This window comes from Flavobacterium sp. (assembly GCF_029242675.1).
Classification (GTDB): Bacteria; Bacteroidota; Bacteroidia; order Flavobacteriales; family Flavobacteriaceae; genus Flavobacterium.
Window position 1 is genome coordinate 1 of the sequence record NZ_JAQWTM010000357.1, and the last position, 1,528, is coordinate 1,528.

Here is a 1,528-nt window from a genome sequence, read left to right on the forward strand (position 1 = left end):
TAGCTTCTCTTCTTTGTATCAGCCTATTGAAAAGGGTTGATTTCCCCACATTAGGTCTTCCTACTATCGCAACAATGTTGTTCATAATTCTAATTTCAAATATTTGGCAAAGGTAGTTAAAAAAAGTCGCTAAGTCGCTAAGTTTCTGAGCGTCTCTGTTTTTTATGGTTTCTTGGAGCTATTTCCAGCTATTCACTCTATCTTTTATGCTGAACACCAGCATAAAAGGATGCCGTTACTATCTGGGCTACTCCACGTACAACTGCAACAACATCCTGCTTACACGGCGGTGCGTAAGGGATAGCAGTGAAAATCCTTTTTACTGGCTTTTTCGCCAGTAAAAAGATTGCAACGAATAGCCCGACTCGTATAATCCCGATCACTATCGGGATTATACGAGTTACGCCCAAATACTTTTTGCACAATCCTTCTCTATTTGGCACGGCAACCTCTTACTATAAACGTTTAGGTCATAAAAAAACAGCATTCAATTTATACTTGAATGCTGTTTTTATTAGGATAACTAAATTAGGGCGTATGTTACTTTATTGATTGTAACCAAAACGTTTTAGCATGTTGGCATTGCTTCTCCAATTTTTGTTTACTTTCACCACTAATTCGATATGAATTTGTTTACCAAAGAATTTCTCTAAATCCTCACGAGCCTCAGTACCTACTTTTTTCAAAGCAGCTCCTTTGTGACCAATGATGATTCCTTTTTGAGTTTCGCGCTCAACCATTATTAAGGAACGAATGCGGATTATTTTTTCATCTTCAAAAAACTCCTCCGTAACGATTTCAACTGCATATGGAATTTCCTTACTGTAGTTCAACAAGATTTTTTCACGAATAGTCTCATTAACAAAGAAACGCTCCGGCTTGTCTGTTAATTGGTCTTTTGGATAATAAGCAGGTGATTCAGGCAAAAGCGAAATGATACGCTGAAAAACCTCAGGTACATTAAAGTTCTTCAATGCTGATATTGGATATATTTCGGCATTAGGCACTTTCTCAGACCAAAAAGCCACTTGTTGCTCTAATTGTTCTTGATTAGAATTATCGATTTTGTTTAATAACAATAAAACAGGGATTTTAGAATGAATGATTTTATTAAAAAACGCTTCGTCTTTTAAATCCTGCTCCCCTATTTCGACCATGTAAATCAAAATATCAGCATCCTCGAACGCTGATTTTACGAAATTCATCATCGATTCTTGCATTTCGTATGCCGGTTTGATGATTCCTGGCGTGTCTGACAAGATCATTTGAAAATCTTCTCCGTTTACAATTCCTAAAATTCTATGACGTGTTGTTTGTGCTTTTGAAGTGATTATTGACAATCGTTCTCCAACAAAGGCATTCATTAACGTTGATTTCCCAACGTTTGGATTACCTATGATATTTACAAAACCTGCTTTATGTGACATTTCTACTATAATTTATGCCACAAAGGTAGTCATATCAAGTCAATAGATAAAATAAAACATTTTTTAAAATTTATTTTGTAAAATGCAGAAATTGATTGTAT

The 1,528-nt window shown here is 35.3% G+C and carries 2 protein-coding genes; both read right to left on the bottom strand.

Annotated elements, in window-relative coordinates; all coding sequences use genetic code 11:
* A partial coding sequence (locus tag P8M54_RS13185) for a GTPase (protein WP_300288395.1) occupies positions 1-85 on the bottom strand: 85 nt, incomplete at its 3' end.
* 460 nt (positions 86-545) lie between these two features.
* Positions 546-1,427, bottom strand: coding sequence for a GTPase Era (gene era, locus P8M54_RS13190; RefSeq protein WP_300288394.1), 882 nt, complete (start codon positions 1,425-1,427; stop codon positions 546-548).
* Positions 1,428-1,528 lie beyond the last annotated feature (101 nt).

Coding starts and splice junctions, on each gene's coding strand:
- era (WP_300288394.1), bottom strand. CDS start 1,427: ATGTCACATAAAGCAGGTTTTGTAAATATCATAGGTAATCCAAACGTT.